General features: G+C 37.4%; 24 protein-coding genes. 20 read left to right on the top strand and 4 right to left on the bottom strand.

Going from position 1 to position 22,735, the window contains the following annotated elements:
* Positions 1-47 precede the first annotated feature (47 nt).
* The 5 genes from BR30_RS0107040 (at position 48) to BR30_RS0107020 (ending at position 4,879) form a co-directional block, all read left to right on the top strand.
* Positions 48-317 (top strand): iron-sulfur cluster biosynthesis, encoded by a 270-nt coding sequence (locus tag BR30_RS0107040; protein WP_026564395.1) that lies wholly within the window; start codon positions 48-50, stop codon positions 315-317.
* Between the two features lie 177 nt (positions 318-494).
* The gene (locus BR30_RS0107035; protein WP_026564394.1) at positions 495-1,271 is read left to right on the top strand and encodes an IclR family transcriptional regulator; all 777 of its coding nucleotides are present in this window, start codon (positions 495-497) and stop codon (positions 1,269-1,271) included.
* A gap of 51 nt (positions 1,272-1,322) precedes the next feature.
* Positions 1,323-2,210, top strand: coding sequence for an acetaldehyde dehydrogenase (acetylating) (locus tag BR30_RS0107030; protein ID WP_026564393.1), 888 nt, complete (start codon positions 1,323-1,325; stop codon positions 2,208-2,210).
* A 23-nt stretch (positions 2,211-2,233) separates the two neighbouring features.
* On the top strand, positions 2,234-3,262 hold the full coding sequence (gene dmpG, locus BR30_RS0107025) for a 4-hydroxy-2-oxovalerate aldolase (RefSeq protein WP_026564392.1): 1,029 nt from the start codon (positions 2,234-2,236) through the stop codon (positions 3,260-3,262).
* A gap of 210 nt (positions 3,263-3,472) precedes the next feature.
* Positions 3,473-4,879 carry a GntP family permease gene (locus BR30_RS0107020; RefSeq protein WP_026564391.1) on the top strand — a complete coding sequence of 469 codons (1,407 nt, stop codon included), beginning with the start codon at positions 3,473-3,475 and terminating at the stop codon, positions 4,877-4,879.
* 59 nt (positions 4,880-4,938) lie between these two features.
* Here the strand turns inward: BR30_RS0107020 and BR30_RS0107015 are convergent, their stop codons facing one another.
* On the bottom strand, positions 4,939-5,385 hold the full coding sequence (locus tag BR30_RS0107015) for a MarR family winged helix-turn-helix transcriptional regulator (RefSeq protein ID WP_026564390.1): 447 nt from the start codon (positions 5,383-5,385) through the stop codon (positions 4,939-4,941).
* 23 nt (positions 5,386-5,408) lie between these two features.
* Positions 5,409-5,888 (bottom strand): glutathione peroxidase, encoded by a 480-nt coding sequence (locus tag BR30_RS0107010; RefSeq protein WP_026564389.1) that lies wholly within the window; start codon positions 5,886-5,888, stop codon positions 5,409-5,411.
* Positions 5,889-6,053: 165 nt separating this feature from the next.
* On the opposite strand from BR30_RS0107010, the gene BR30_RS0107005 reads away from it, so the two are divergent.
* The 3 genes from BR30_RS0107005 to BR30_RS0106995 all read left to right on the top strand — a co-directional run bounded on the left by BR30_RS0107005 (position 6,054) and on the right by BR30_RS0106995 (position 7,505).
* Positions 6,054-6,278: a hypothetical protein gene (locus tag BR30_RS0107005; protein ID WP_026564388.1), complete on the top strand. Its 225-nt coding sequence runs from the start codon at positions 6,054-6,056 to the stop codon at positions 6,276-6,278.
* Between the two features lie 152 nt (positions 6,279-6,430).
* The gene (locus BR30_RS0107000) at positions 6,431-6,841 is read left to right on the top strand and encodes a VWA-like domain-containing protein (protein ID WP_026564387.1); all 411 of its coding nucleotides are present in this window, start codon (positions 6,431-6,433) and stop codon (positions 6,839-6,841) included.
* Between the two features lie 55 nt (positions 6,842-6,896).
* Positions 6,897-7,505 (top strand): methyltransferase, encoded by a 609-nt coding sequence (locus BR30_RS0106995; RefSeq protein ID WP_026564386.1) that lies wholly within the window; start codon positions 6,897-6,899, stop codon positions 7,503-7,505.
* On the opposite strand, the gene BR30_RS0106990 is transcribed toward BR30_RS0106995, so the two are convergent.
* Complete coding sequence (locus BR30_RS0106990) at positions 7,487-8,572, bottom strand: GIY-YIG nuclease family protein (RefSeq protein ID WP_026564385.1); 1,086 nt, start codon at positions 8,570-8,572, stop codon at positions 7,487-7,489. The two genes, BR30_RS0106995 and BR30_RS0106990, sit on opposite strands and share 19 nt — an antisense overlap.
* Positions 8,573-8,675: 103 nt before the next feature.
* Positions 8,676-10,160 (bottom strand): peptide MFS transporter, encoded by a 1,485-nt coding sequence (locus tag BR30_RS0106985; RefSeq protein ID WP_026564384.1) that lies wholly within the window; start codon positions 10,158-10,160, stop codon positions 8,676-8,678.
* Between the two features lie 404 nt (positions 10,161-10,564).
* Between BR30_RS0106985 and BR30_RS0106980 the strand changes: the two genes are divergently transcribed.
* The 12 genes from BR30_RS0106980 to argJ all read left to right on the top strand — a co-directional run bounded on the left by BR30_RS0106980 (position 10,565) and on the right by argJ (position 22,727).
* The gene (locus tag BR30_RS0106980; RefSeq protein WP_026564383.1) at positions 10,565-11,329 is read left to right on the top strand and encodes a MerR family transcriptional regulator; all 765 of its coding nucleotides are present in this window, start codon (positions 10,565-10,567) and stop codon (positions 11,327-11,329) included.
* Positions 11,330-11,442: 113 nt separating this feature from the next.
* Complete coding sequence (locus BR30_RS0106975; protein WP_026564382.1) at positions 11,443-12,072, top strand: GyrI-like domain-containing protein; 630 nt, start codon at positions 11,443-11,445, stop codon at positions 12,070-12,072.
* A gap of 267 nt (positions 12,073-12,339) precedes the next feature.
* A complete protein-coding gene (locus BR30_RS0106970; protein ID WP_026564381.1) occupies positions 12,340-13,353 on the top strand; it encodes an ABC transporter ATP-binding protein in 1,014 nt (337 codons plus the stop codon).
* Positions 13,334-14,302, top strand: a complete 969-nt coding sequence (locus BR30_RS0106965; protein WP_026564380.1) for an ABC transporter ATP-binding protein — start codon at positions 13,334-13,336, stop codon at positions 14,300-14,302. Before BR30_RS0106970 ends, BR30_RS0106965 begins: the two co-directional genes overlap by 20 nt.
* 52 nt (positions 14,303-14,354) lie before the next feature.
* Entirely contained in the window at positions 14,355-15,971 is a 1,617-nt protein-coding gene (locus BR30_RS0106960) for an ABC transporter substrate-binding protein (RefSeq protein ID WP_026564379.1), read from the top strand.
* A 128-nt stretch (positions 15,972-16,099) separates the two neighbouring features.
* Complete coding sequence (locus tag BR30_RS0106955; protein ID WP_026564378.1) at positions 16,100-17,107, top strand: ABC transporter permease; 1,008 nt, start codon at positions 16,100-16,102, stop codon at positions 17,105-17,107.
* A gap of 17 nt (positions 17,108-17,124) precedes the next feature.
* A complete protein-coding gene (gene nikC / locus BR30_RS0106950; protein WP_026564377.1) occupies positions 17,125-18,024 on the top strand; it encodes a nickel transporter permease in 900 nt (299 codons plus the stop codon).
* A gap of 148 nt (positions 18,025-18,172) precedes the next feature.
* Positions 18,173-18,691 carry a shikimate kinase gene (locus BR30_RS0106945; protein WP_035445211.1) on the top strand — a complete coding sequence of 173 codons (519 nt, stop codon included), beginning with the start codon at positions 18,173-18,175 and terminating at the stop codon, positions 18,689-18,691.
* Positions 18,692-18,732: 41 nt separating this feature from the next.
* Positions 18,733-19,497 carry a type I 3-dehydroquinate dehydratase gene (aroD, locus tag BR30_RS0106940; RefSeq protein WP_026564375.1) on the top strand — a complete coding sequence of 255 codons (765 nt, stop codon included), beginning with the start codon at positions 18,733-18,735 and terminating at the stop codon, positions 19,495-19,497.
* A 235-nt stretch (positions 19,498-19,732) separates the two neighbouring features.
* Entirely contained in the window at positions 19,733-20,161 is a 429-nt protein-coding gene (locus BR30_RS0106935; protein ID WP_026564374.1) for a DUF4395 domain-containing protein, read from the top strand.
* Positions 20,162-20,403: 242 nt separating this feature from the next.
* Positions 20,404-21,441 (top strand): N-acetyl-gamma-glutamyl-phosphate reductase, encoded by a 1,038-nt coding sequence (argC, locus tag BR30_RS0106930; RefSeq protein ID WP_026564373.1) that lies wholly within the window; start codon positions 20,404-20,406, stop codon positions 21,439-21,441.
* Between the two features lie 56 nt (positions 21,442-21,497).
* Positions 21,498-22,727 carry a bifunctional glutamate N-acetyltransferase/amino-acid acetyltransferase ArgJ gene (argJ, locus tag BR30_RS0106925; protein WP_026564372.1) on the top strand — a complete coding sequence of 410 codons (1,230 nt, stop codon included), beginning with the start codon at positions 21,498-21,500 and terminating at the stop codon, positions 22,725-22,727.
* Positions 22,728-22,735 lie beyond the last annotated feature (8 nt).

Here is a 22,735-nt window from a genome sequence, read left to right as displayed (position 1 = left end):
AGCATTATTTTTGTGCATCCTTATTTAATGAAGACGGGGGTGGTTACGTGTTTATATTAACTGAACATGCAAAAGCTGAATTACAAGATAGATTAACGTTAGCCGGCTTAAAACAATTGATTCGGCTGCAAATGCGAAAAAGTTGTTTTATGAAAGTAAAAGTGACGTTGGAAGAAACAATCCAGTCTAACGATACAGAAATTATTAAGGATGGCCTCCACTTCATCATTGACAATACTGAGTGCCATTATTTCAATCATAAAACCTTAGATTTTATCCCGGATACAACTGGTTTTAAACAATTTGATATACTGTGAAAGAAGCCTGATTTCTATTAGAAATCAGGCTTCTTTTTTGAATATTAACGAAGGGAAATTAAACCATTTAACTAAATCATCTAAAATATTGACAGAATAATGTACGAGAGTTACTATTAAATTGTCCTTGAGAAATGCGAATGGCATTCGATAATGCCGAACATAAGGAGGAAGCTTGTGTCAGAACGTTTAATTCAATCAGTTGAAAGAGCTGCTGATATCCTTGAATTATTTTTGGTAACCAAACCAGAACTAAGTATCAAAGAGATTAGTGAGAGTCTAAATTTATCAAAAAGCACAGTCCACGGCATCATCAAGACACTAGAACATAGAGGGTATCTTCAACAAAATCCTGAAGATTTAAAGTATAAGCCGGGGATTAAACTTTTTGAACTTGGCAATTTTGTTGAAAAAAATCTTGATATTGCGAAAGTTGCAAAGCCAATTATCAGAGACTTAGTCGATGAACTAAATGAAACCGTTCACTTAGTTTCCTTACAACGAGATGAAATTATATACATTGAAAAGGTAGAAGGACATAGTGCCCTTACTATTTATTCTCATATCGGGAAAAGAGCTCCATTTCATAGTACTGGGGTAGGGAAGTCAATCCTTGCTCATTTAAATGAAAATGAGGCAAACAGAATCTTATCATCAATCACTTTAGAATCGTTTACGAAACACACGATGACAAATATTGAGGAGATTAAAGAACAGTTACATGGCATTCGTGAGCAAGGTTATGCGGTTGACGATGAGGAAATTGAGTTAGGTCTGAAATGTATTGCTGCTCCAATTTTTAACCATCAAGGAAATGTAATCGCTTCTATTAGCTGTGCTGCACCTAAAATGCGACTTGATGAAAATAAGTTACCTCAAGTAATAACAGGAATTAAACGGGCTGCAGCTGAGATTTCAAATTGTTTAGGGTATCAAGGTAAAAACAACCTATAGAAAGACTAGATAGAAACAATCAATACAATATTTTTTAGGAGGAGAATTATTTTGTCAAAAGTAAAAGTTGCCGTTCTTGGCTCAGGAAACATTGGTACAGATTTAATGATTAAACTTGGACGCTCGGAATTTTTAGAGTTAACAGCAGTCATTGGAATTGATCCGCAATCAGACGGGTTACGCCGTGCAAAAGAAATGGGATATGCAGGTGTGGATACAGGGATTGATGGATTCCTTGCAGACCCAAACTTAGAAGCTGACATCGTTTTTGATGCAACTTCTGCCAAAGCGCATCTCTACAATGCAAAGGTATTAAAAGAAGCAGGAATAAAAGTTATTGATATGACGCCTGCAGCTGTTGGCCCATATGTATGTGCTGCCGTTAATATTGATGAACATTTAGATAAAGATAATATCAATTTGATTACTTGTGGTGGTCAGGCGACCATTCCTATGGTCCATGCAGTAAACCGCGTAGCTCCTGTAGAATACGCAGAAATCGTTGCGACAATTGCAAGCTTGAGTGCTGGCCCGGGAACACGTGCCAATATTGATGAATTTACCGAAACAACCTCTCGTGCGATTGCAGAAGTTGGTGGTGCCAAAAAAGGGAAAGCAATTATGATTTTAAACCCTGCAGAACCACCAATTATGATGCGTGATACTGTTTATACGCTAGTAGAAGAGGGGAAAATGGACGAAGCGGCAATTAGAAAATCTATTGCTGAAATGGAAAAAGTGGTTCAAGCATATGTTCCAGGTTATCGACTTCGCACAGAACCTATTTTTGAAGGAAATAAGGTAACCATCTTCCTAGAAGTGGAAGGTGCTGGTGATTACTTGCCTGTATATGCAGGAAATCTAGATATCATGACTTCAGCAGGCGTAAAAATTGCTGAAGCGTTTGCTAAAAAACTATTAACGAAAGAAACAGTTTGAGCTGTAGAAAGGGGTAAATAATAATGACAAATGGAAAAGATATTCTTATCACAGAGGTAGCCTTACGCGATGGAAGCCATGCTATCAATCACCAATATACAGTTGATCAAGTTCTTAAAATTGTAAAGGCATTAAATGATGCTAACGTACCTTATATCGAAGTATCTCATGGAGACGGTTTAGCAGGGTCTTCGTTGCAATATGGATTATCACGGACAAACGAAATGGAATTAATCGAAGCAGCAGTATCTGTTGCAGATAAATCCAAAATCGCTGTTCTTCTTTTACCAGGGATCGGTACTCTACATGAATTAAAAGAAGCAGCAAATTTAGGAGCAAAAATGGCACGTATTGCAACACATGTTACGGAAGCTGATGTAGCACCGCAACACATTGCCTATGCCAAAGAACTGGGAATGGAAACAGTTGGATTCTTAATGATGAACCATATGGCACCAGTTGCTAAATTAGTAGAACAAGCAAAACTAATGGAAAGCTATGGAGCTGACACTGTTTATGTTGTTGACTCTGCAGGTTACTTACTTCCTGACCAGGTTCGGGAACGAATTCGTGCTCTTAAACAATCGATTGGTGTTAATGTTGGTTTCCATGGTCATAACAATCTATCTCTTGCGATGGCTAACACACTTGCTGCAATCGAAGAAGGAGCTACTCGAATTGACGGCAGTGTTCGCTGTCTAGGTGCTGGAGCAGGAAATACACAAACAGAAGTACTAGTTGCAGTTTGTGAACGGATGGGAATCAAAACTGGAGTAGATTTATATAAAATGATGGACTTGGCCGAAGATATTGTGGCACCAATTTTACAAGTACCACAAGAAATCACAAAAGACAGTTTAACACTAGGATATGCAGGTGTGTACTCAAGCTTTGCGCTTCATGCAAAACGTGCTGCGGCAAAATTTGGTGTTGATTCACGTGATATTTTAATTGAATTAGGTAAGCGTAAAGTTGTTGGCGGTCAAGAGGATATGATCGTTGAAGTGGCAGCAGAAATTGCTAAAAACAAGGCAAAAATAGTCTTGGCATAAAATATAAAGCCCACTACAAAGAGATTAATAGAATAGAGTTAAGGGAGGAGGGCAGTATGCCCCCTTCCATCAACTATCATATGTTGTAATAATAATTTTTTCTATTTTTACTGCGCGTGTAAGCGTTTAAACCTAAAGATAGATAGAGAGAGACCCGTCACAATTTCATCTTAGTTGAAATTAACATCCAAGGATTAGAGGAGAAATTATATGGAATTAGTAATTATATTATTAGCACTCGGAATGTTAATGTTTATCGCATACCGAGGGTTTTCAGTTATCATGTTTGCGCCATTATGTGCGTTATTTGCGGTACTCTTAACAGACCCAGATTGGGTACTTCCGTTTTTCTCTAACATATTTATGGGAAAAATGGTGGAATATATTAAACTTTACTTCCCAATTTTCCTATTGGGAGCTATTTTCGGAAAAGTTGTAGAAATGTCTGGACTAGCCCGTTCCATTGCTTCTACCTTAATTCAATTAGTGGGACGTAAACGGGCAATGTTAGTCATCGTTTTATTGTGTGCGATTTTAACATACAGCGGTATAAGTTTAGTCGTTGTTGCTTTTGCTGTTTACCCATTTGCTGCAAACTTGTTTAGACAATCTAATATTCCTAAACGGTTAATTCCAGGAACGATTGCATTAGGGTCATTTACCTTTACGATGGACGCACTTCCAGGTTCACCACAGGTGCAAAACGTTATCCCAACTACATTTTTCAAAACCAATCTTTATGCTGCGCCTACGCTTGGGATTATTGGTGCAATTTTTATCTTCGTACTCGGAATGTTGTATTTAAACTCACGTCGTAAAAAGGCAGAAATAGCCGGCGAAGATTATTATAGCTTTGGCACAATAAAAGAAAAACAAATCGACATTGATTTGGATCAAAATGAAAGTATTGGACGTAAAATCTTGGCATTTGTGCCAGTTGTGCTTGTTGGTGTGTTAAATAAAGTGTTAACTACTTTCATTCCAAAATGGTATCCTAATGGTTTTGATTTTTCTAAAATTGGCTTAAATTTTCCGAACATTGAAACACCTCAAGTTGTCGGTATTTGGTCAGTTGAAATTGCCCTTATTTTTGGTATTCTTACCACTATATTATATAATCGTAAACCGATTGTGATGAACTTCAAAGATGGCATGAATGTAGGTATTGCGGGTGCATTATTAGCCATCATGAACTCTGCAACAGAATATGGTTTCGGTGCCGTTATTTCGAATCTTCCTGGTTTCACAATAGCAAGAGATGGAATCGCCAAATTATTTACGAATCCATTATTAAATGGGGCAGTTACGACCAATGTTCTATCTGCAATTTCTGGATCAGCTTCGGCTGGTATCGCGATTTCTCTAGGAATTATGGCAGATAAATACATTGAACTAGCAACCCAATTTGGAATTCCACTTGAAGTAATGCACCGGGTCATTTCCATGGCTTCCGGCGGTATGGATACACTTCCGCATAATGGTGCCGTTATTACCTTGCTTGCAATTACAGGATTAACACATAAGCAATCCTATCGCGATATTTTCGCTGTTACCATTATTAAAACAATCGCAGCCTTCTTCATCATTGCCGTATATTTGATAACTGGAATTGTTTAATAATCAATTATTACAAAAAACAACACTGGAAAATTGAGTGTTGTTTTTTGTATATGGACTTATTTACTTACAATGTTCTCGATTTTCAACTTACTATGCAATTGATTCAGCCGTTCCATCAATTGTTTATATTCCTCGAGTTCAATATGACAGGATTGTATTTTGTCACTGATTGTTTTTGCTATAGTCTGCTTCTCTTCAAGAGCTTTTTTTTCTAAGTAGATATGGACCCTTCGTTCGTCTACTGTTGAACGTTCTTTACGAAGCCAACCGTTCGCTTCCATTCTTGTAAGCATAGGAGTCAATGTTCCAGTCCCGAGACTCAATTTTTCTCCTATGTCTTTTACAGAAACACCATCATTTTCCCATAATGCTAATAGAACCAAGTATTGAGGATAGGTTAAGCCGTAGGGCTGAAGTGCACTAGAATATAACTTATTAAATTCGCTTGCTGTCTCATAAACGGCAAAGCATAGTTGGTTTTTTAATACCATGAAGTGTTCCATGCTGATCACCTTACTTTAAATGATTATGACAATAATTTTTTTATATCTTTCTCAATCTTGCTTGGTTCAGTCGTAGGTGCATAGCGTTCAATGACCTGACCATTAGGGTCGACTAGAAATTTTGTGAAATTCCATTTGATATTTTTGGTAAGTGTTCCTGGTTTTTGGTTTTTTAAATACGTGAATAGCGGATCGGCATTAGCGCCATTAACATCGATTTTTGCAAATATTGGAAATGTTACACCGTAATTTAATTGACAAAACTGAGTGGTTTCTTCAATATCAGCGAATTCTTGATTGTTGAATTGGTCACATGGAAAGCCTAAAATCTCCAAACCATCTTCTTTATATTTTTCATATAATTCCTGAAGTCCTTTGAATTGGGGTGTCAAACCACATTTACTAGCAGTATTCACGATAAGTAATGGTTTACCCTCGAAATCCATTATTGATTTATCCTTACCATTTGTCATTTTTACATTAAAGTCATAAACTGTTGTCAATTTAACTTCCCCCTTAATATATGAATACATTTATTTGAAATTAGGTCGCCTACGATTTAATCTTACACGATTTAATCAAAGTTGGCAAGTTTGAAGATATTATATCTGAGTTGGATATCTTGAAATAGAAAAGAGAACGATAAAGGTGAAAAGGAGGTTTTTCAAATGGAGTTCAATATGTTTAATGGTAAGAATAAAGAAAAGGAAGTACTTAAAGACGTTCTTGCGGATGCTATTGAAACAGAAGAAGATTTAATGCGGACCTATCTTATAACCGCAGAGCGAATTCATGATGATGATGAACTAAAGGAACGTCTCGAAAACTTCGCAGAAGGAAACGCAAAACGAACCAAGCAGCTGATTGATGAACTGAATGAAAAGAAGGATTAAGTTAGCATAAGCTCATTTAGGGCATACCAAGGTGGGCCATTATTTTTACCTGCAACCTTCTCACTGATTACCGCTATTATCCAATCATAACCTCCTTGTTATTAAACCAAAATAAGATGGTTCACTTATTCATTCCAAAGGAGTTGGTTGTGTTGAAATGGCACAAAACGATACTATCAATGATTCAACAGCGTCAAGATAAAAAGGTAGCCTTAGCTGTTGACACTTCCACGAATGAAGCCCCAAGCATTTTAATCAATAACATAGTAAAACTGTTTGAACAAGTTAAACCGGACACCATATTAGTCCAAGCAGATTTTAAAATTAGAAGTACGACCCCCATTAAAAGTGATACAATTAAATACCATACACATGGGAAATCTTCATATACTTTGGTGCTTGAGTGGGCAAAAGAAGAGAATATTGATACACTGTTTTACATTACGGATGTAACTGGCTTTATTTCTGAAGATATTGAAAATGTTAGTTATGAAATGATTTGGCTTGTACCTGGTGCTATATTGCCAAGAGTTCCGTTTGGAAAAGCAATAAAGGTAGCGTAAAAAGAAATCCCTCACGTAAAAGTGGGGGATGAACTTGTTTAAATAGGAGTATCAGATGAAAGAATATCATTATGATAAATTGATGGGGATAAAAACGGGAGGGGACCAAAAGGGATTTCATAAGTCATTTCATTACCATCGTTATGAGCCCACTCCTTATAGTGCGCTCGAAGAATTATTTACTCACTATCAAGTAAGCCGGAATGACCGAATTATTGACTTTGGGTGTGGCAAAGGACGTTTAAACTTTTTTATCCATTACCATTTTCATGCAACAGTTATTGGAATTGAAATGAGTAGGGATTTTTATCAGGAAGCAATTGAAAATCGAAAAAAATATCATCAAACGACCCACTCTATTAATGGTGATATTTTTTTTCATTGTTGTCTAGCTGAAGAGTATCAGATCAATCCATTAGATAATCGATTTTACTTTTTTAATCCCTTTTCCATTCAAATTTTCATGAAAATCATTAATAATATCTTACTTTCGGTTGAAAACGCGAAACGGGATGTTGAAATTATTTTATATTATCCATCAGATGATTATATATATTATTTAGAAAATGACACCATGTTTGAATTAAAAAAAGAAATAATTCTTCCTTATGTTCATGAACATAACCCAAATGAGCGATTTTTAATCTATCGATTAACCATATAGGTTTGCATTAACTTGTATATTTGATTATCTAATTCAGATGCATGTGAGGGTGTAAGAAATTGTTCCGAAATTATAATATACGTACAGTTGCTTCCTTTTAAATAGCTATAGATAATCTGTGCGGCATCAATTTCATCTCTGCTAAGTTTATTAAAAGAATTATTTGCTGATGCTTTAAAAATAGTTAATATGCTGTTCTTAATTGTTTTATGAACAGCTTCTGAATCGGACCAGTTAAACTTTTCTGTGAAAAGAATTTTGTATTTCTGAATCAGGAATAGTTTAAAAGTCCGGTCTGTTAATGGGGCAATAACAGCAATCTTTTTATTACTTTCCGTAAATTCAATGACTTTTTCTTTATTAAGAAGTGAGTGGATGGCATTCAAGGTATCTCTATATTTTCCCGCCGCTTCGAAATCGAATTTTTCAGAGGACTCGATCATTTTTTGCTCCATAATGCTAGGTAGACTTGTATCAAAGCCTTGTAGTAATGCAAGAATTTTGTTCATTCTTTCATTGTACTCATTGAGTGCTGTCCCTCCCTTACACATCCCCAGACACAAACCTATGGAATAATTTATACACGGAGTTGCTTGTTGGTATGAAGGAGTGCTGCAGTTTATCTGATAGAAATCTTTTATTCCTAGAAGTGCCTTTTCTACTGTGTGTTTGTTGGTGTAGGGTCCAAAATATAGACTATCTGGTTTATCTGGGTTCTTACAAATATCAAGTCTTTGATAATCTCCATCCATGCGTATCCTGATGTAGACATAGGATTGAGGGCTTTTCATCATTCGATTAAAAATAGGCTTCAATTCCCTTATTAATTCACATTCAAGCATAAATGCTTCAAATTCTGTGTCAGTAAGAAAATAGTCAAAATCCTTTAAGCTGGCTTTTAGCTTAATGATTTTTTGAGTATGGGCCTTTGAATTTTGGAAGTATGAACGCACACGAATTTTAAGGTTTTTTGCCTTTCCGACATAAATAATTTGTCCGTTGGTGTCCTTCATTAAATACACTCCGGGGGAAGAGGGAAGGTGTTTCACTTTATCCTTTAAACACATAGGTATACCTCCAATCACTATTTATATCTTATCACAAATAAAAAAGGTGCCCAGCCTTCATCATCCATTTACCAATGGATGAGAAGACCAGGCACTTTTTTGATTATTTTATCCCTTTCATGAATCCTTGAATCTTCGGTGATAGCATTAATAGGATAATACCTAGTGCGATGGATGCGCCACCAATCACACCAAAGTAAGTCATTTCTGTTTCAGGGGTGTAGAATTTAACAACTTGTGCATTCAATGCTTGTGCAGCAGCACTTGCTAGGAACCATAAGCTCATTGTTTGTGCTGAGAATGCTGCAGGTGCTAATTTAGTTGTTGCTGATAATCCTACCGGTGATAAACATAACTCACCAAATACAACGATTAAATAACTAAGAACTAACCATAGTGGACTTACTAATGAATCTGTGCCGCCAAGATAAGCCGGGATAAGAATAACTAAGAATGACAAACCAGCAAATAATAATGATAATGAGAACTTTTGTGGAATTGATGGCTGACGATTTCCTAATTTAACCCAGATCCAAGCAAATACTGGTGCGAAGATGATAATGAATAGTGGGTTTAAAGATTGGAACCATGCTGGTGAAATCTTAATTCCCATCCAGTCTAATTGAGTCCTCTTATCCGCATAATTGGCAAGGATGGTTGAGCCTTGTTCTTGAATGGCCCAGAACATAACAGCTGCAATAAATAACGGAATATAGGCAATAATTCTTGAACGTTCAACGGCAGTAGTTTTTGGACTGCGATACATGACCACGAAGTAAATCGTTGGGATTAAGATACCAAGGAAAGTGACAATATTAATAAAGCTAGCAAAAGTTAAAAGACCGTTTGGTATCAGTATTGCACATAAGATAACAAGAATAACTACACCAATACCAATCATCGTGAAGACTTTTTTCTTTTCTGCTGGTGCCAATGGATTTGCAATCATTGTTCCAGCAAGGCCAAGATTTTTTTTCTTAGTAACACTGAATACGACTAATCCTAAGAACATACCTACTGCTGCAATAGAAAAACCTATGTGGAAGTTGCTTATTGACCCAACGATTAATGGAGATATGAATGCACCCAGGTTTATACTCATGTAGTAAATAGTAAAACCTGCATCACGACGTTCGTCCTTTTCGCTATATAATTCACCTACTGCGGAAGAAACATTCGGTTTAAGCATCCCAGTACCTAGTACAATCAATACCATGGATACAAAGAACATAGCAACACTGCCAGGAACTGCAAGCGCTATATGTCCAAACATAATTAAGATTCCACCGTAGAACACGGCTTTAGAAGAACCGAAGATCCGGTCAGCCAACCAGCCGCCAATGATTCCAGACATATAAACAAGTGATCCGTAAATGGACATAATCGAAAGTGCAAGATTTTGATCAATGCCCAAACCACCTTTAGAAACTTCGTAATACATATAGAAAACAAGGATGGCTCTCATTCCATAGTACGAGAAACGCTCCCAGAATTCAGTAAAGAAAAGGGTAGATAGTCCTTTAGGATGTCCGAAAAATCCTGTTTGAGGCACACTATCCACAATTTTCTGTCTATTGATGTTTGACATGTTATTACCTCCCTTTATATTATATTATAATACTTTCTTAAGTTTTGAATTGTCAAAAACATTTTTTAGGAAAAGAAGTTATGAAAGGTTGTAAACGTTGCCAATACTGAATTTTAGTTAATTTAGATCGGAAAAGAAAGTTTTTTTGAAATAATAAATACATTCAGAGAAAAGGGACTTTTCACTCTACTAGAGTGATAGATAAATCCTTATCTTTAATTTTGGTTTAAAAAGAGCAAACTATACTAAAAAAAATCCTCCAAATTAATTTGGTGCCTGACACTAGAGATGGACAAATGTCCATCTGTAGTGTCAGGCACCTTTTTCTAAAAAAATAGGCTTTATTGTTATTGACATTGACGTTGCGTAAAGGTGTATCGTTAGTTTAACAAGGAGGTGAGCGAATGGAATATACTGTGCAGAAGCTTGGAAGTCTAGCAGGAGTTAGCACCAGGACACTTCGGTATTATGATGAAATAGGGATTCTTAAGCCGGCAAGAATTAATTCGTCAGGATACCGAATCTATGGTCAAGCAGAAGTTGATTGCTTGCAGCAAATCTTATTCTACAGGGAATTAGGAATCAGTTTAGAGAACATAAAAGAAATCGTAACGGCTCCTTCCTTTGACGGTGCTGCTGCACTGAAAGAACATCGGAAGAAACTCCTTGAGAAAAAGGAACAATTAGAAGTGTTAATTGCAAATGTGGATAAGACAATTGCAGTAAAAGAAGGGAGAATGAAAATGTCCAATAAAGAAAAGTTCGAGGGATTTAAGAAAAAAATGATTGATGACAACGAGAAAAAGTATGGAAAAGAGATTCGTGAAAAATACGGCGATGATGCAGTAATTAAATCCAACGCAAAACTGCAGAATATGACTGAAGAGCAATATGAGGAGGTTACCAAGTTAGCTGAACTTGTCACAGTAACTCTTGCTGAGGCCTATAAAACTGGAGACCCTGCAGGGGATTTAGCCCAAAAAGCAGCAGATCTCCATAAACAATGGTTATGTTACTATTGGAATAAATATAGTAAGGAAGCCCATGCGGGTCTTGCACAAATGTATGTGGATGATGAAAGATTTACCGCTTATTATGATAAGGAACAGCCTGGTACAGCAGCGTTCCTAAGAGATGCCATTCATATTTATACCGGTATGAAAAAATAATCTTTTATAATGTAAATGTTAAAGCATATTGTTGATTTTGGCACCATACTTCATGGAGCGGAGATCAATAGGCAACTTTAACGAGCATATATAATAGAAACAGGAGATAAACGATGGGTACAAAAGTTGAGTATAAGAAAACGTATAAGCATATTTACCTTCCAAAAACTGTACCAGTAATTATTGATGTACCTAAGATGCCATTTATTATGATTAGTGGCACTGGCGACCCAAACGGTGAGGAATTTGCTAGAGCAACTGAAGCATTATACAGTCTTAGTTATGCTGTGAAAATGTCTTATAAAGGTAAGGAAGTGCCTGAAGGATACTATGAGTATACTGTCTTTCCTCTTGAAGGTATTTGGGATTTAATCGATAAGTCTAAGTCGGTACAAGACAAGAGTAATTACAAATACACGATTATGATCCGACAACTTGAATTTTTAACCAAGAATCTATTTGCGAAATTTGTGGAGCAAACGAAAAAGAAAAAGCCAAATCCATATCCATATCTTGATAAAGCGATATTTGGCGAACAAACAGACGGTCTTTCCTGCCAAATTATGCATATCGGGCCTTACGATAATGAACAAGAAAGTTTCACTAAAATGGAGTTCTTTTGCGAGAAAAATGGCTATATTCGAACAAGTAAAATCCACCGGGAAATTTATCTATCTGACCCTCGCAAGACTGATGCGCAAAAACTAAAAACTGTATTAAGATTCCCTGTAAGACAGCGATAGTCTTGCAGGGTTTTTTATTTCCTTTATATACTTTTTAGTATTTTAATATTTAAACGAAAAATTAGGTACAAAACACAATAAAATACGTTATTACATTAACGCGACTCTGTAGTACTGGGATATTTTGAACTTTTTTCACGTAATTGACAAATTTGGATAGTGCCACTAAAGTTATATATGTCATAATAATTTTAAAATTTATTATATTATTATATTTCTGATAAAAAAGAATACATAAAACAAACGAATGAACAGGTAGGTGCAAATGTGGAAAAGGATCCTATTCTTCGAATAAAAGACTTAAAGGTGTCATTTCAATCAGGGAAAAAATTCGTTCCGGCTGTGGATGGTATCAGTTTTGATTTAAAGGATGGCGAAATATTAGGAATCGTTGGTGAATCAGGGAGTGGTAAAAGTGTCACTTCTCTAACGGCTATGGGGCTGATTCCTTCACCACCAGGGAAAATCGAGAATGGCGAAATTGTTTTTGAAGGAAAAGACTTGAAAAATTTATCTGAAAAAGAGTGGCGCAAAATCCGTGGTAATCAGATTTCTATGATTTTTCAAGAACCCATGACATCATTAAATCCGCTGTTTACGATTGGCAATCAATTAATAGAAGCGATTCGCTTACATACAGACCTTTCGAAGAAAGAAGCAATGGTCCGCAGTATTGAATTATTAAAACTGGTTGGAATCCCAAGGGCAGAAGGAATTATTAAAGATCATCCCCACCAGCTTTCGGGTGGAATGAGGCAGAGGGTTATGATTGCCATGGCAATGGCCTGCAATCCTAGGGTGTTAATTGCAGACGAGCCAACAACTGCACTCGATGTGACAATTCAAGCACAAATCCTTGCATTAATGAAGGATTTAAATAAAAAGACAAACACAACGATCATTCTTATTACCCATGATTTAGGGGTTGTGGCTGAAATTTGTGAACGAGTAATTGTTATGTATGCCGGGCAAATCGTGGAGCAGGGTGATGTTCGAACGATTCTCAAAAATCCTCAACATCCTTATACGAAGGGCCTGTTAAAATCTGTACCCGATTTAAGAGGGAAAACGGAACGACTGTATAGTATTCCTGGCGCAGTTCCTACTCCAGGGACAATTCATAAGGGCTGCCGATTCGCCGCAAGGTGTGCAGATGCATTCGCCGAATGCCAGGAAGAAACACCGGATTTATTTAAGACGGAAAAAGACGGACATGAAGTGCGCTGTTTCCTACATACATTGAAGAAGGAGAGTGACAACCATGTCAGGATTACTTCTTGAAGTTAATGGTTTAAAAAAGTACTTTCCGATTACCGGCGGCCTGTTTGGAAGGAAACAAGGAGAGGTCAAAGCGGTAGACGATGTATCTTTTTACGTTAGAAAAGGAGAGACATTGGGCATCGTTGGTGAAAGCGGTTGCGGTAAATCGACAACTGGTCGTCTGCTCATGCGTTTAATTGAAGTGAGTGAGGGAAGAATTGTTTTTGAAGATCAAGAGATTACTAGTATGTCAAAATCGGAATTAAGAAAAACCCGGCGTGATATCCAGATGGTGTTCCAGGATCCCTATGCATCGCTCAATCCACGACATTCTATCGAACAGATTCTTGAAGAGCCGTTGATTGTCCATGGAATTGGGACTAAAGAGGAACGTAAAAAGCAAGTGAGAGATATGCTTGAAGTCGTAGGATTAAGCAGCTACCATGCCAAGAGATATCCACACCAATTCAGCGGTGGTCAGCGTCAGCGGATTGGAATTGCAAAAGCGTTAATGACGAAACCGAAACTAATTATTGCGGATGAGCCTGTGTCAGCGCTCGACGTATCGATACAGGCTCAGGTTCTAAATCTGATGAAGGATATTCAAAAAGAATTCCAGCTTACATACATTTTTATCGCTCATGATTTAGGGGTAGTACGCCATATTAGTGATCGCGTGGGCGTGATGTATTTAGGAAGATTAATAGAGTTAGCTGAAAGTGAGGAGCTTTATGAGAATCCAAAGCATCCATACACAAAAGCACTTCTTTCAGCTGTACCAATACCAGATCCAGATATAAAGAGGGAAACAATTTTAATAGAAGGAGAATTACCAAGTCCAGCAAATCCTCCTTCAGGTTGTGCCTTCCATACACGCTGCTCACAGGTGATGGATATTTGTAAAAATACTAGACCAGCGGAACAAAACCTGAACGGTCATTTTGTCGCATGTCACTTGTATAACAAGTGATTTGCAGCATTTATGATAAAGAAAACAAAAATATAGGGGGTTAAAAAAGCTTATGAAGAAGAAATCTTTTAAACTGCTATTGATTTCTCTATTAGCCATCAGTATGTTTTTAGTTGGCTGTAGCAGCAAAACGAATGAAGAAGCAGGCGGCAAGAAAGATCCTGCCACAAGTGGCGGATCGAAAAAGGATACACTAGTTTATGGTCGTGGTGGAGATTCTACATCTCTAGATCCGATTACAACAACTGAAGGTGAAGCATTCAAAGTAACAGAAAACATTTATGAAACATTAATCCAATATGGTGATCAAGATACTACTATTAATCCAGGACTTGCTGAATCGTGGGAAGTGACACCTGATGGCTTAACTTACACCTTCAAGCTTCGTCAAGGCGTTAAATTCCATGATGGTACTGATTTTAATGCAGATGCGGTTGTTTTTAACTTTGATCGATGGATGAATGGGGATGCTGATAAATTCCCTTATTACACTATGTTTGGTGGATTTAAAAAGGATGAGGGCCACGTTATTAAAGAAGTTAAAGCCTTAGATGCGAATACTGTTCAATTTGTTTTAAAACGTCCACAGGCTCCATTCTTAAAGAACCTGGCTATGTCTCCGTTTGGAATTGCAAGCCCTGCGGCTGTTAAAAAATTCGGTGACAAGTTTAGACAAAATCCTGTTGGTACAGGTCCATTTAAATTCGTTGAATGGAAAGAGAACGATACAATTACGCTTGAGAAGAACCCTGACTACTGGCAAAAAGGTTTACCTAAGTTAAACAAAGTTATTTTCCGTGTAATCCCTGAAAATACTGCACGTCTTAACGCGCTTGCAAATGGCGAGATTGACGTTATGGATGGACTGAATAATTCAGATGAGGCTACAGTTAAATCAAATGCTAACCTCCAAGTAATCGAACGTCCATCAATGAATGTTGGTTATATTGGTTTAACAACTACTCGTAAACCATTTGATAATAAGTTAGTTCGTCAAGCTATCAACTACGCTGTCGATAAAAAGTCGATTATTGATGCATTTTATGGTGGGAAAGCTCTAGCGGCTGTTAATCCAATGCCTCCATCCATTGAAGGCTATAATAAGTCAGTTGAGCCGTATCCATATGATTTAGAGAAAGCTAAAGCATTGTTGAAAGAAGCTGGATACGAAAAAGGATTTGAAATCGACTTATGGGCAATGCCTGTTGCGCGCCCTTATATGCCAGAAGCACAAAAAGTGGCTGAAGTTATTCAAGAGAGTTTAAGCAAAATCAACGTCAAAGCCAAAATCCAATCTGTGGACTGGGCTACTTACTTAGATAAAGCAGCAAAAGGTGAATTTGATATGTTCATGCTTGGCTGGACAGGTGACAATGGTGACCCTGATAACTTCTTATACACATTGCTTGATAAAGACAGCATTGGAAGTAACAACTATTCCCAATACAGCAATGACAAGTTACATGACGTCTTAATTAAAGCACAAACAGAAATTGATCAAGCAAAGCGTAATGCACTTTACGAAGAAGCACAAGTTATTATTCATGATGATGCTCCGTGGGTTCCACTTGTTCACTCTACACCACTGTTAGCAGCTGGTAAAGATGTGGCAAATTACTTACCACACCCAACTGGATCAGAAGCATTGACAAAAGTTGAATTTAAATAATCATGGCTGAAAGGGGAGGGAGTATAGCCTCCCCTTTTGTTAGCTAAGCACATTCAATTTATTTTGTAAAAAATGGTTTTGCGGAAGCGTCTAGAAGGGCGCTGATGCTTTACAGTGAGGTGAATAAATTGTTAACATATACAGTCCGCCGGGTGTTTTCGTTAATACCTGTTTTAATTGGGATGACGCTTGTTGTTTTTGCTATTATCCATGCTATTCCAGGAAATCCCGCTCAGGTAATTCTTGGACAGAGAGCAACAGCAGAATCAATTGCCACGTTAACAAAGGAATTAGGGTTGGACAGGCCTTGGTACATACAATACGCAGATTATATAAATTCCCTGCTTCATGGGGATTTAGGAGTTTCACTCCGAACAAGAGGTCCTATTAATGAAGAAATATGGCCCTACTTAGCAGCAACGGCAGAACTAACTGTCGTAGCTATGTTGATTGCCATCATTGTCGGAGTAAATGCAGGGATTATCAGTGCCTGGTTCTCCAAATCTTGGTTTGATTATGTTGCAATGATCCTAGCTCTAATTGGTGTATCTTTGCCGATTTTTTGGCTTGGTTTAATGGAACAATGGGTATTTTCTATTGAATTAGGATGGCTGCCGACGACGGGAAGAGAGAATGTAAGAGACCCCGTTTCAGCGATTACTAATTTCTATTTAATAGATACTTTATTACAAGGAAGAACCGATCAGTTTATTACAGTCCTAAAGCATTTGGTCCTGCCAAGCATTGCACTTGCTACCATTCCAATGGCGATTATTGCTAGAATGACTCGGGCAACCATGCTTGAGGTGATGAAGTCAGATTATGTTCGTACAGCGAGAGCAAAGGGACTGAGCATGTTTTGGGTTGTGTATAAGCATTCCTTAAAAAATGCTGTCATTCCTGTTTTAACGATTATCGGGCTGCAAACAGGTCTTTTACTGGGAGGAGCTATTCTAACGGAAACCATCTTTGGATGGCCAGGAATCGGAAGATATCTATACGATGCGATCGGCTACCGTGATTATCCGGTTATACAGTCAGGGATTTTAATAATTGCAGCAATTTTTGTTCTTATTAATTTAATCGTGGATTTATTGTATGTGTTTGTAGATCCACGAATTAAATATACGAAATAAGAGGAGGGGAACTAAAAGTGGCGGAACTTGCAAAAAAACCGGCAAATATAACGACGGTAATTGTTGAAGAAAAGCTGACACCTCCCTGGAAGGAAGCATGGATTTCATTTTATAAAAACCGATTAGCATTAGCGGGTTTAGGGATTGTTGTCTTTTTTATCATTATTGCAATAATCGCCCCGATTATTGCTCCATATAGTTATAAAGAACAAGTCCTAACCGACCGAATGCTCCCGCCTTCAAGTGATCATTGGTTTGGGACTGATGACTTTGGCCGTGATATATTTTCTCGAATTGTTTATGGCTCAAGAATATCTTTATGGGTAGGATTTTTCTCTGTTTTAGGGTCTGTTGTCGCAGGGACATTCCTTGGTATTGTTGCTGGTTACTACGGCCGCTGGGTAGATGCAATTATCTCACGTATTTTTGATATTATGCTAGCCTTTCCAAGTATTCTTTTGGCGATTGCGGTTGTTTCAATTTTGGGACCATCATTGCAAAATGCACTGATTGCAATTGCGGTTATTAATATCCCGAATTTTGGACGGCTTGTTCGTTCGAAAGTTTTAAGTGTTAAACAAGAAGAATATATTATGGCGGCCCGTGCGGTAGGAATGAAAGATACCCGAATTCTTCTTCGGCATATTTTACCTAATAGTATTTCACCAGTAATCGTCCAAGCTACTTTAGCGATTGCTACCGCTATTATAGAGGCAGCAGCCCTTGGGTTTCTTGGAATGGGGGCACAGGCACCGACACCTGAATGGGGGAAAATGCTTGCCGATTCCAAAAACTATATCACCCAGGCACCATGGACATTATTCTTCCCAGGGGTAGCTATTATGCTGACCGTCCTAGGCTTTAACTTAATGGGCGATGGACTAAGGGATATCCTTGACCCGAAAATGAAACAATAGATATAGAGACTCCTATGCGGGTCTCTTTTTTTGGTGTCAGGCACCAATAAATCATTCTTTCCAAAAAAATTGTCTTAAATCTCAAAATAGCATTATAATTATGCTTAATAATTTGTTTTAACCAACGGGAGGTCTGGGTATTTTGGAGATGAGTGACAAGAGTATTGTGTTTATTGGGTTTATGGGTGTTGGGAAAACTACGATTGGCAAGAAGGTTGCTACTATACTCAATCGTGATTTTATTGATATTGATGAAAGAATTGAAAAAGAGTATAACATGCCGGTGTCCCAGATATTTGCTGAATTTGGTGAGACTGAATTTAGAGATAGGGAAAAAAGTTTAATTGCAAGTCTAGCAGAACAGAAGCAAAAAATTATTTCTGTAGGTGGAGGCGCCTTCCTTCAACAAGAGATTAGAGAGATATGTTTAGCATCTTGTATTGTTATTTTCCTCGAACTATCTTTGGAAGCCTGGAAGGATCGATTGGAGTTAATTATTGATAGTCGCCCTGTGTTAAAAGGAAAGTCAATTGAAGAAATGGAAGAGCTTTTTTATAAAAGACAAGATATTTACAGGAACCATCATGTACAGATTTCCACTGATCATAAAAGCGCGGAGGAAATTGCGGACCAAATCGTTAGAGAATTAATTTCATATGGTGAATAGTCTCATAGAAATTTCAAAAGATTAAGCAAGGAGTGGGGCAAATGCCTAAAACTGTTACTGTTAGAAACCTCACAATTGGGGAAGGAATACCAAAAATTTGTGTGCCTTTGGTGGGCGAGACCATTGCACAATTAATGGAAGAAGCTAAATTTCTAAAAAGTATCGACTTAGATCTAGTTGAATGGCGTGTCGACTTTTTTGAGGATGTAGAAGTTATTGAAAAAGTGAAAGAGGCGCTGATTGAAGTTCGCTCACTCCTGCCTAATACACCACTCATCTTTACTTTTCGAAGTCATAAAGAAGGCGGACATAAGGAAATTTCCACTTCTTTCTACTTTGAATTAAACAAGATCATTGCAGAAACTGGCCTGATTGATATCATTGATGTTGAATTATTCAATGATGAAAAGGATGTAAAAAGAATAATTGAAGGTGCTCATGCCCAAAATGTCTTGGTTATCATTTCAAACCATGATTTTCATAAGACGCCTGCAAAAGAGGAAATTATCTCTCGATTAACGAAAGCGCAAGAATTAGGGGGCGATTTACCGAAAATTGCTGTGATGCCCACTTGTACAACTGATGTGCTCACCCTCCTAGAAGCAACAAATATAATGAAGGAGCAATATGCGGATCGACCGTTCATAACCATGTCTATGGCAGGTAAGGGGGTCATTAGTCGATTAGCCGGCGAAGTATTTGGGTCAGCCCTAACTTTTGGAGCAGCGAAAAAAGCATCTGCCCCTGGGCAGGTGGGAGTTAAGGAATTAAGAAGCGTATTAAATCTTCTTCATGAAAGCCTATAAATCTAAAAAAACACTCAATTGAGTGTTTTTTTTAGATTCTGAGAGAAGGGACGCTTAGAAGTCATCTTGGCGACCGAACTCGATAAGCAAGGGAGAAAAGGGTCACCTATGAAGAGTCTTAGCATACTCAACCCTTGCCTAACATAGAAAATAAATAACTTTACAATCGTATCCATTCAAGTTAGTATGACTCTAAGTATATAAAACCAATAAGAAAGGTAGGGATTGAATCAGCATGACAGAAAATACTCGTTCCATACCTCGTCCGCTTGTAAGAACAAACCAGTGGGTTATTGTCATAAGTGTTGTGTTAACTTGGTTGTCAGTTAGTGAGTGGCTTTTATTGGTACCATTTATTTCGGGTTTACTTGGGCTGCTAGTTGGATTTAATCCGGTTATGCAATTTGCTAAATTATTCTTAAGAAAAGACTCGAAGTCCTATATCCCAGAAGATTGGGAGCAGCAGCAATTTAATCAGAAATTGGCCGTATCGTGCCTTGGAATAGGATTTATAAGTTTTTTAACTGGTTGGACTACTTTAGGTTACGTGTTCACCATCCTTGTTGCAGTCGCGGCATTTGTAGCCATTTTAGGTTTTTGTGTTGGATGTTTCATTCATTTCCAATGGAAACAATATAAATATAGACGTAAAATGTCTCAATAAATATAGGCGCTAATTCTTATAATTAAGTTTTTACAGCACAGTGAACTTTACCGTTCACTGTCTTTTTTAATTCAAAAAATGCATAAAAAATGAATAATTTTCCATCGTTAAATGTAAGCGTTTACAAAAAATAAAGCAGTAATTTTCATTAAAAACAGAAAATTAAACTATTTTTCCATTGAATATTTATATGTAAATATGTATAATAATTCATTATAAAAGCAACTTAGGAGATGGATAAATTGAAGGCTGCAATTATCGGTGGTACTGGTTATGGAGCAATTGAGTTAGTGAGGTTAATCAATAAACACCCCTTTTTGGAGATTGGTTCAATTGTTTCCAACTCACAATCAGGGTCTAGCTTTAGTGAAATTTATCCTCACCTTTCTGATATTGCTGATCAACCACTTGAAAAATTTGATGTTGATAGATTGTCTGAAAAGAACGAAATTGTATTTTTGGCTACACCTTCGGGAGTCAGTAGCAGATATGTTCCACAGCTTATAGAGAATGGTATTAAATGTATTGATTTATCTGGAGATTTCCGGCTCAGGTCGGGTGATATATATGAATCATGGTATAAGCATTCACCAGCAGAGGATAAATATTTGCAACAAGCAACCTACGGATTAAGTGAAATTTATGCAGAAAAAATAAAGACTGCTAATTTAATAGCTAATCCTGGCTGTTATCCAACTGCCACAACGCTAGGTCTTATACCAGTATTACAAACAAAATTAATAGATGAAAAATCGATAATCGTTGATGCAAAATCGGGGGTATCCGGTGCTGGAAGAGGACTTTCATTAACAGCTCACTACTCCGAAATCAATGAAAACACTAAAGCTTATAAACTAGGTGCACATCAGCATATTCCGGAAATTGAGCAAGTACTTTCAGATGAAAGTGGGAATCCACTAACGATTTCATTCACTACACATCTTGTACCAATGACACGAGGAATCATGTGCACGATGTATGTGAATCTTAAAGAAAAAATTTCAACAAATAATGTAATAGATTTATATAAACAGTTTTATCATGAAGCTCATTTTGTAAGAGTGCGGCCTGAAGGGAATATACCTTCAACAAAAGAAGTATCCGGTTCAAATTATTGCGATATCGGTCTTCATGTTGACGAAAGAACGAACCGACTTACGATCATTTCGGTTATCGATAATTTGGTTAAAGGGGCCGCTGGGCAGGCCATCCAAAATGTGAATTTGATGAATGGCTGGGATGTGCGAACGGGGCTCACTGACATTCCGATGTATCCATAAGAAAATACTACCTTGTTAAATTGGAGAACGAAGGGAATTTGAAGGGGGAAATTAAATTGACGCAAGCTACATCGACGAATGAAATCGTAATTATAGAAGAAGGTAGTGTTACCTTACCAAAGGGATACAAAGCAGGCGGAATGCACTGTGGAATTAAAAGAAAACGACTTGATTTAGGTTACATTGTTTCAGAGGTTCCTGCAACGGCTGCAGGAGTATATACAACTAACATCTTTCAAGCAGCTCCATTATTGGTTACACAAGAAAGTATCGCGAAGGAAAACAAGGTTCAAGCCATTATCGTGAACTCTGGAAATGCCAATGCATGTACAGGGGAACAGGGATTACTGGATGCATTCGCGATGCAAAAAAGTTTTGCAAACGAGTTGGGATTACAAGACCATCTCGTAGCTGTTACTTCAACAGGAGTCATCGGAGAACTTTTACCGATGGAAAAGGTGTTAACAGGGATAAAACAACTCTTAAATCAAGAGAATCAAGATGAAAATCACTTTAAAAATGCTATCTTAACAACAGACACATGTGTCAAACATACCGGAGTTCAATTTAAAATTGATGGAAAAACTGTTTCCATTGGGGGAGCATCTAAAGGGTCTGGAATGATACACCCAAACATGGCCACCATGCTTGGATTTGTCACAACAGATGCAAACGTTGCACATGATGACCTATTGGCAGCACTTCGAGAGATAACGAATCAAACCTTCAATATGATAACCGTTGATGGTGATACAAGTACAAATGACATGGTTCTTGTAATGGCCAATGGATTAGCAGAGAATACTCAACTAACAAAAGATCACCCAGAATGGCAGCTTTTCAAGCAAGGATTAAAAATTGTTTGTGAGTCACTTGCTAAAAAAATTGCAAGAGATGGTGAAGGTGCTACAAAACTAGTAGAAGTTCAAGTTAATGGCGCCTACAGTCAAAATGCAGCAAGTGCAGTCGGCAAAGCTATTATATCCTCGAACCTTGTTAAAACAGCTATTTATGGAACGGATCCAAACTGGGGTAGAATTGTAACTGCTATTGGCTACAGTGGTGTACCAGTTGAACCAAACGCGGTAAAAGTGGCGATTGGACCTTTCACAGTATTTGAGAATGGTTTGCCAAGCCACTTTGTTGAGGAAGAAGTAAAAGAATACTTAGAATCGGAAATTGTTAAATTGAGTGTTGAATTAAACCAAGGTGAATATAGCGCTACAGCTTATGGATGCGACTTAACTTATGATTATGTGAAAATCAACGCATCCTACCGCACGTAAGAGGGGGA

The sequence above is a fragment of the Bacillus sp. UNC41MFS5 genome (genome assembly GCF_000686805.1).
This window is presented reverse-complemented; position numbering and strand designations above follow the sequence as displayed.

Bases quoted from the DNA above. Each gene is read 5' to 3' on its own strand.
- dmpG (WP_026564392.1), top strand. From the start codon at position 2,234: ATGACAAATGGAAAAGATATTCTTATCACAGAGGTAGCCTTACGCGAT.
- BR30_RS0107020 (WP_026564391.1), top strand. From the start codon at position 3,473: ATGGAATTAGTAATTATATTATTAGCACTCGGAATGTTAATGTTTATC.
- BR30_RS0107015 (WP_026564390.1), bottom strand. From the start codon at position 5,385: ATGGAACACTTCATGGTATTAAAAAACCAACTATGCTTTGCCGTTTAT.
- BR30_RS0107005 (WP_026564388.1), top strand. From the start codon at position 6,054: ATGGAGTTCAATATGTTTAATGGTAAGAATAAAGAAAAGGAAGTACTT.
- BR30_RS0106995 (WP_026564386.1), top strand. From the start codon at position 6,897: ATGAAAGAATATCATTATGATAAATTGATGGGGATAAAAACGGGAGGG.
- BR30_RS0106990 (WP_026564385.1), bottom strand. From the start codon at position 8,572: ATGTGTTTAAAGGATAAAGTGAAACACCTTCCCTCTTCCCCCGGAGTG.
- BR30_RS0106985 (WP_026564384.1), bottom strand. From the start codon at position 10,160: ATGTCAAACATCAATAGACAGAAAATTGTGGATAGTGTGCCTCAAACA.
- BR30_RS0106980 (WP_026564383.1), top strand. From the start codon at position 10,565: ATGGAATATACTGTGCAGAAGCTTGGAAGTCTAGCAGGAGTTAGCACC.
- BR30_RS0106975 (WP_026564382.1), top strand. From the start codon at position 11,443: ATGGGTACAAAAGTTGAGTATAAGAAAACGTATAAGCATATTTACCTT.
- BR30_RS0106965 (WP_026564380.1), top strand. From the start codon at position 13,334: ATGTCAGGATTACTTCTTGAAGTTAATGGTTTAAAAAAGTACTTTCCG.
- BR30_RS0106960 (WP_026564379.1), top strand. From the start codon at position 14,355: ATGAAGAAGAAATCTTTTAAACTGCTATTGATTTCTCTATTAGCCATC.
- BR30_RS0106945 (WP_035445211.1), top strand. From the start codon at position 18,173: ATGAGTGACAAGAGTATTGTGTTTATTGGGTTTATGGGTGTTGGGAAA.
- aroD (WP_026564375.1), top strand. From the start codon at position 18,733: ATGCCTAAAACTGTTACTGTTAGAAACCTCACAATTGGGGAAGGAATA.
- BR30_RS0106935 (WP_026564374.1), top strand. From the start codon at position 19,733: ATGACAGAAAATACTCGTTCCATACCTCGTCCGCTTGTAAGAACAAAC.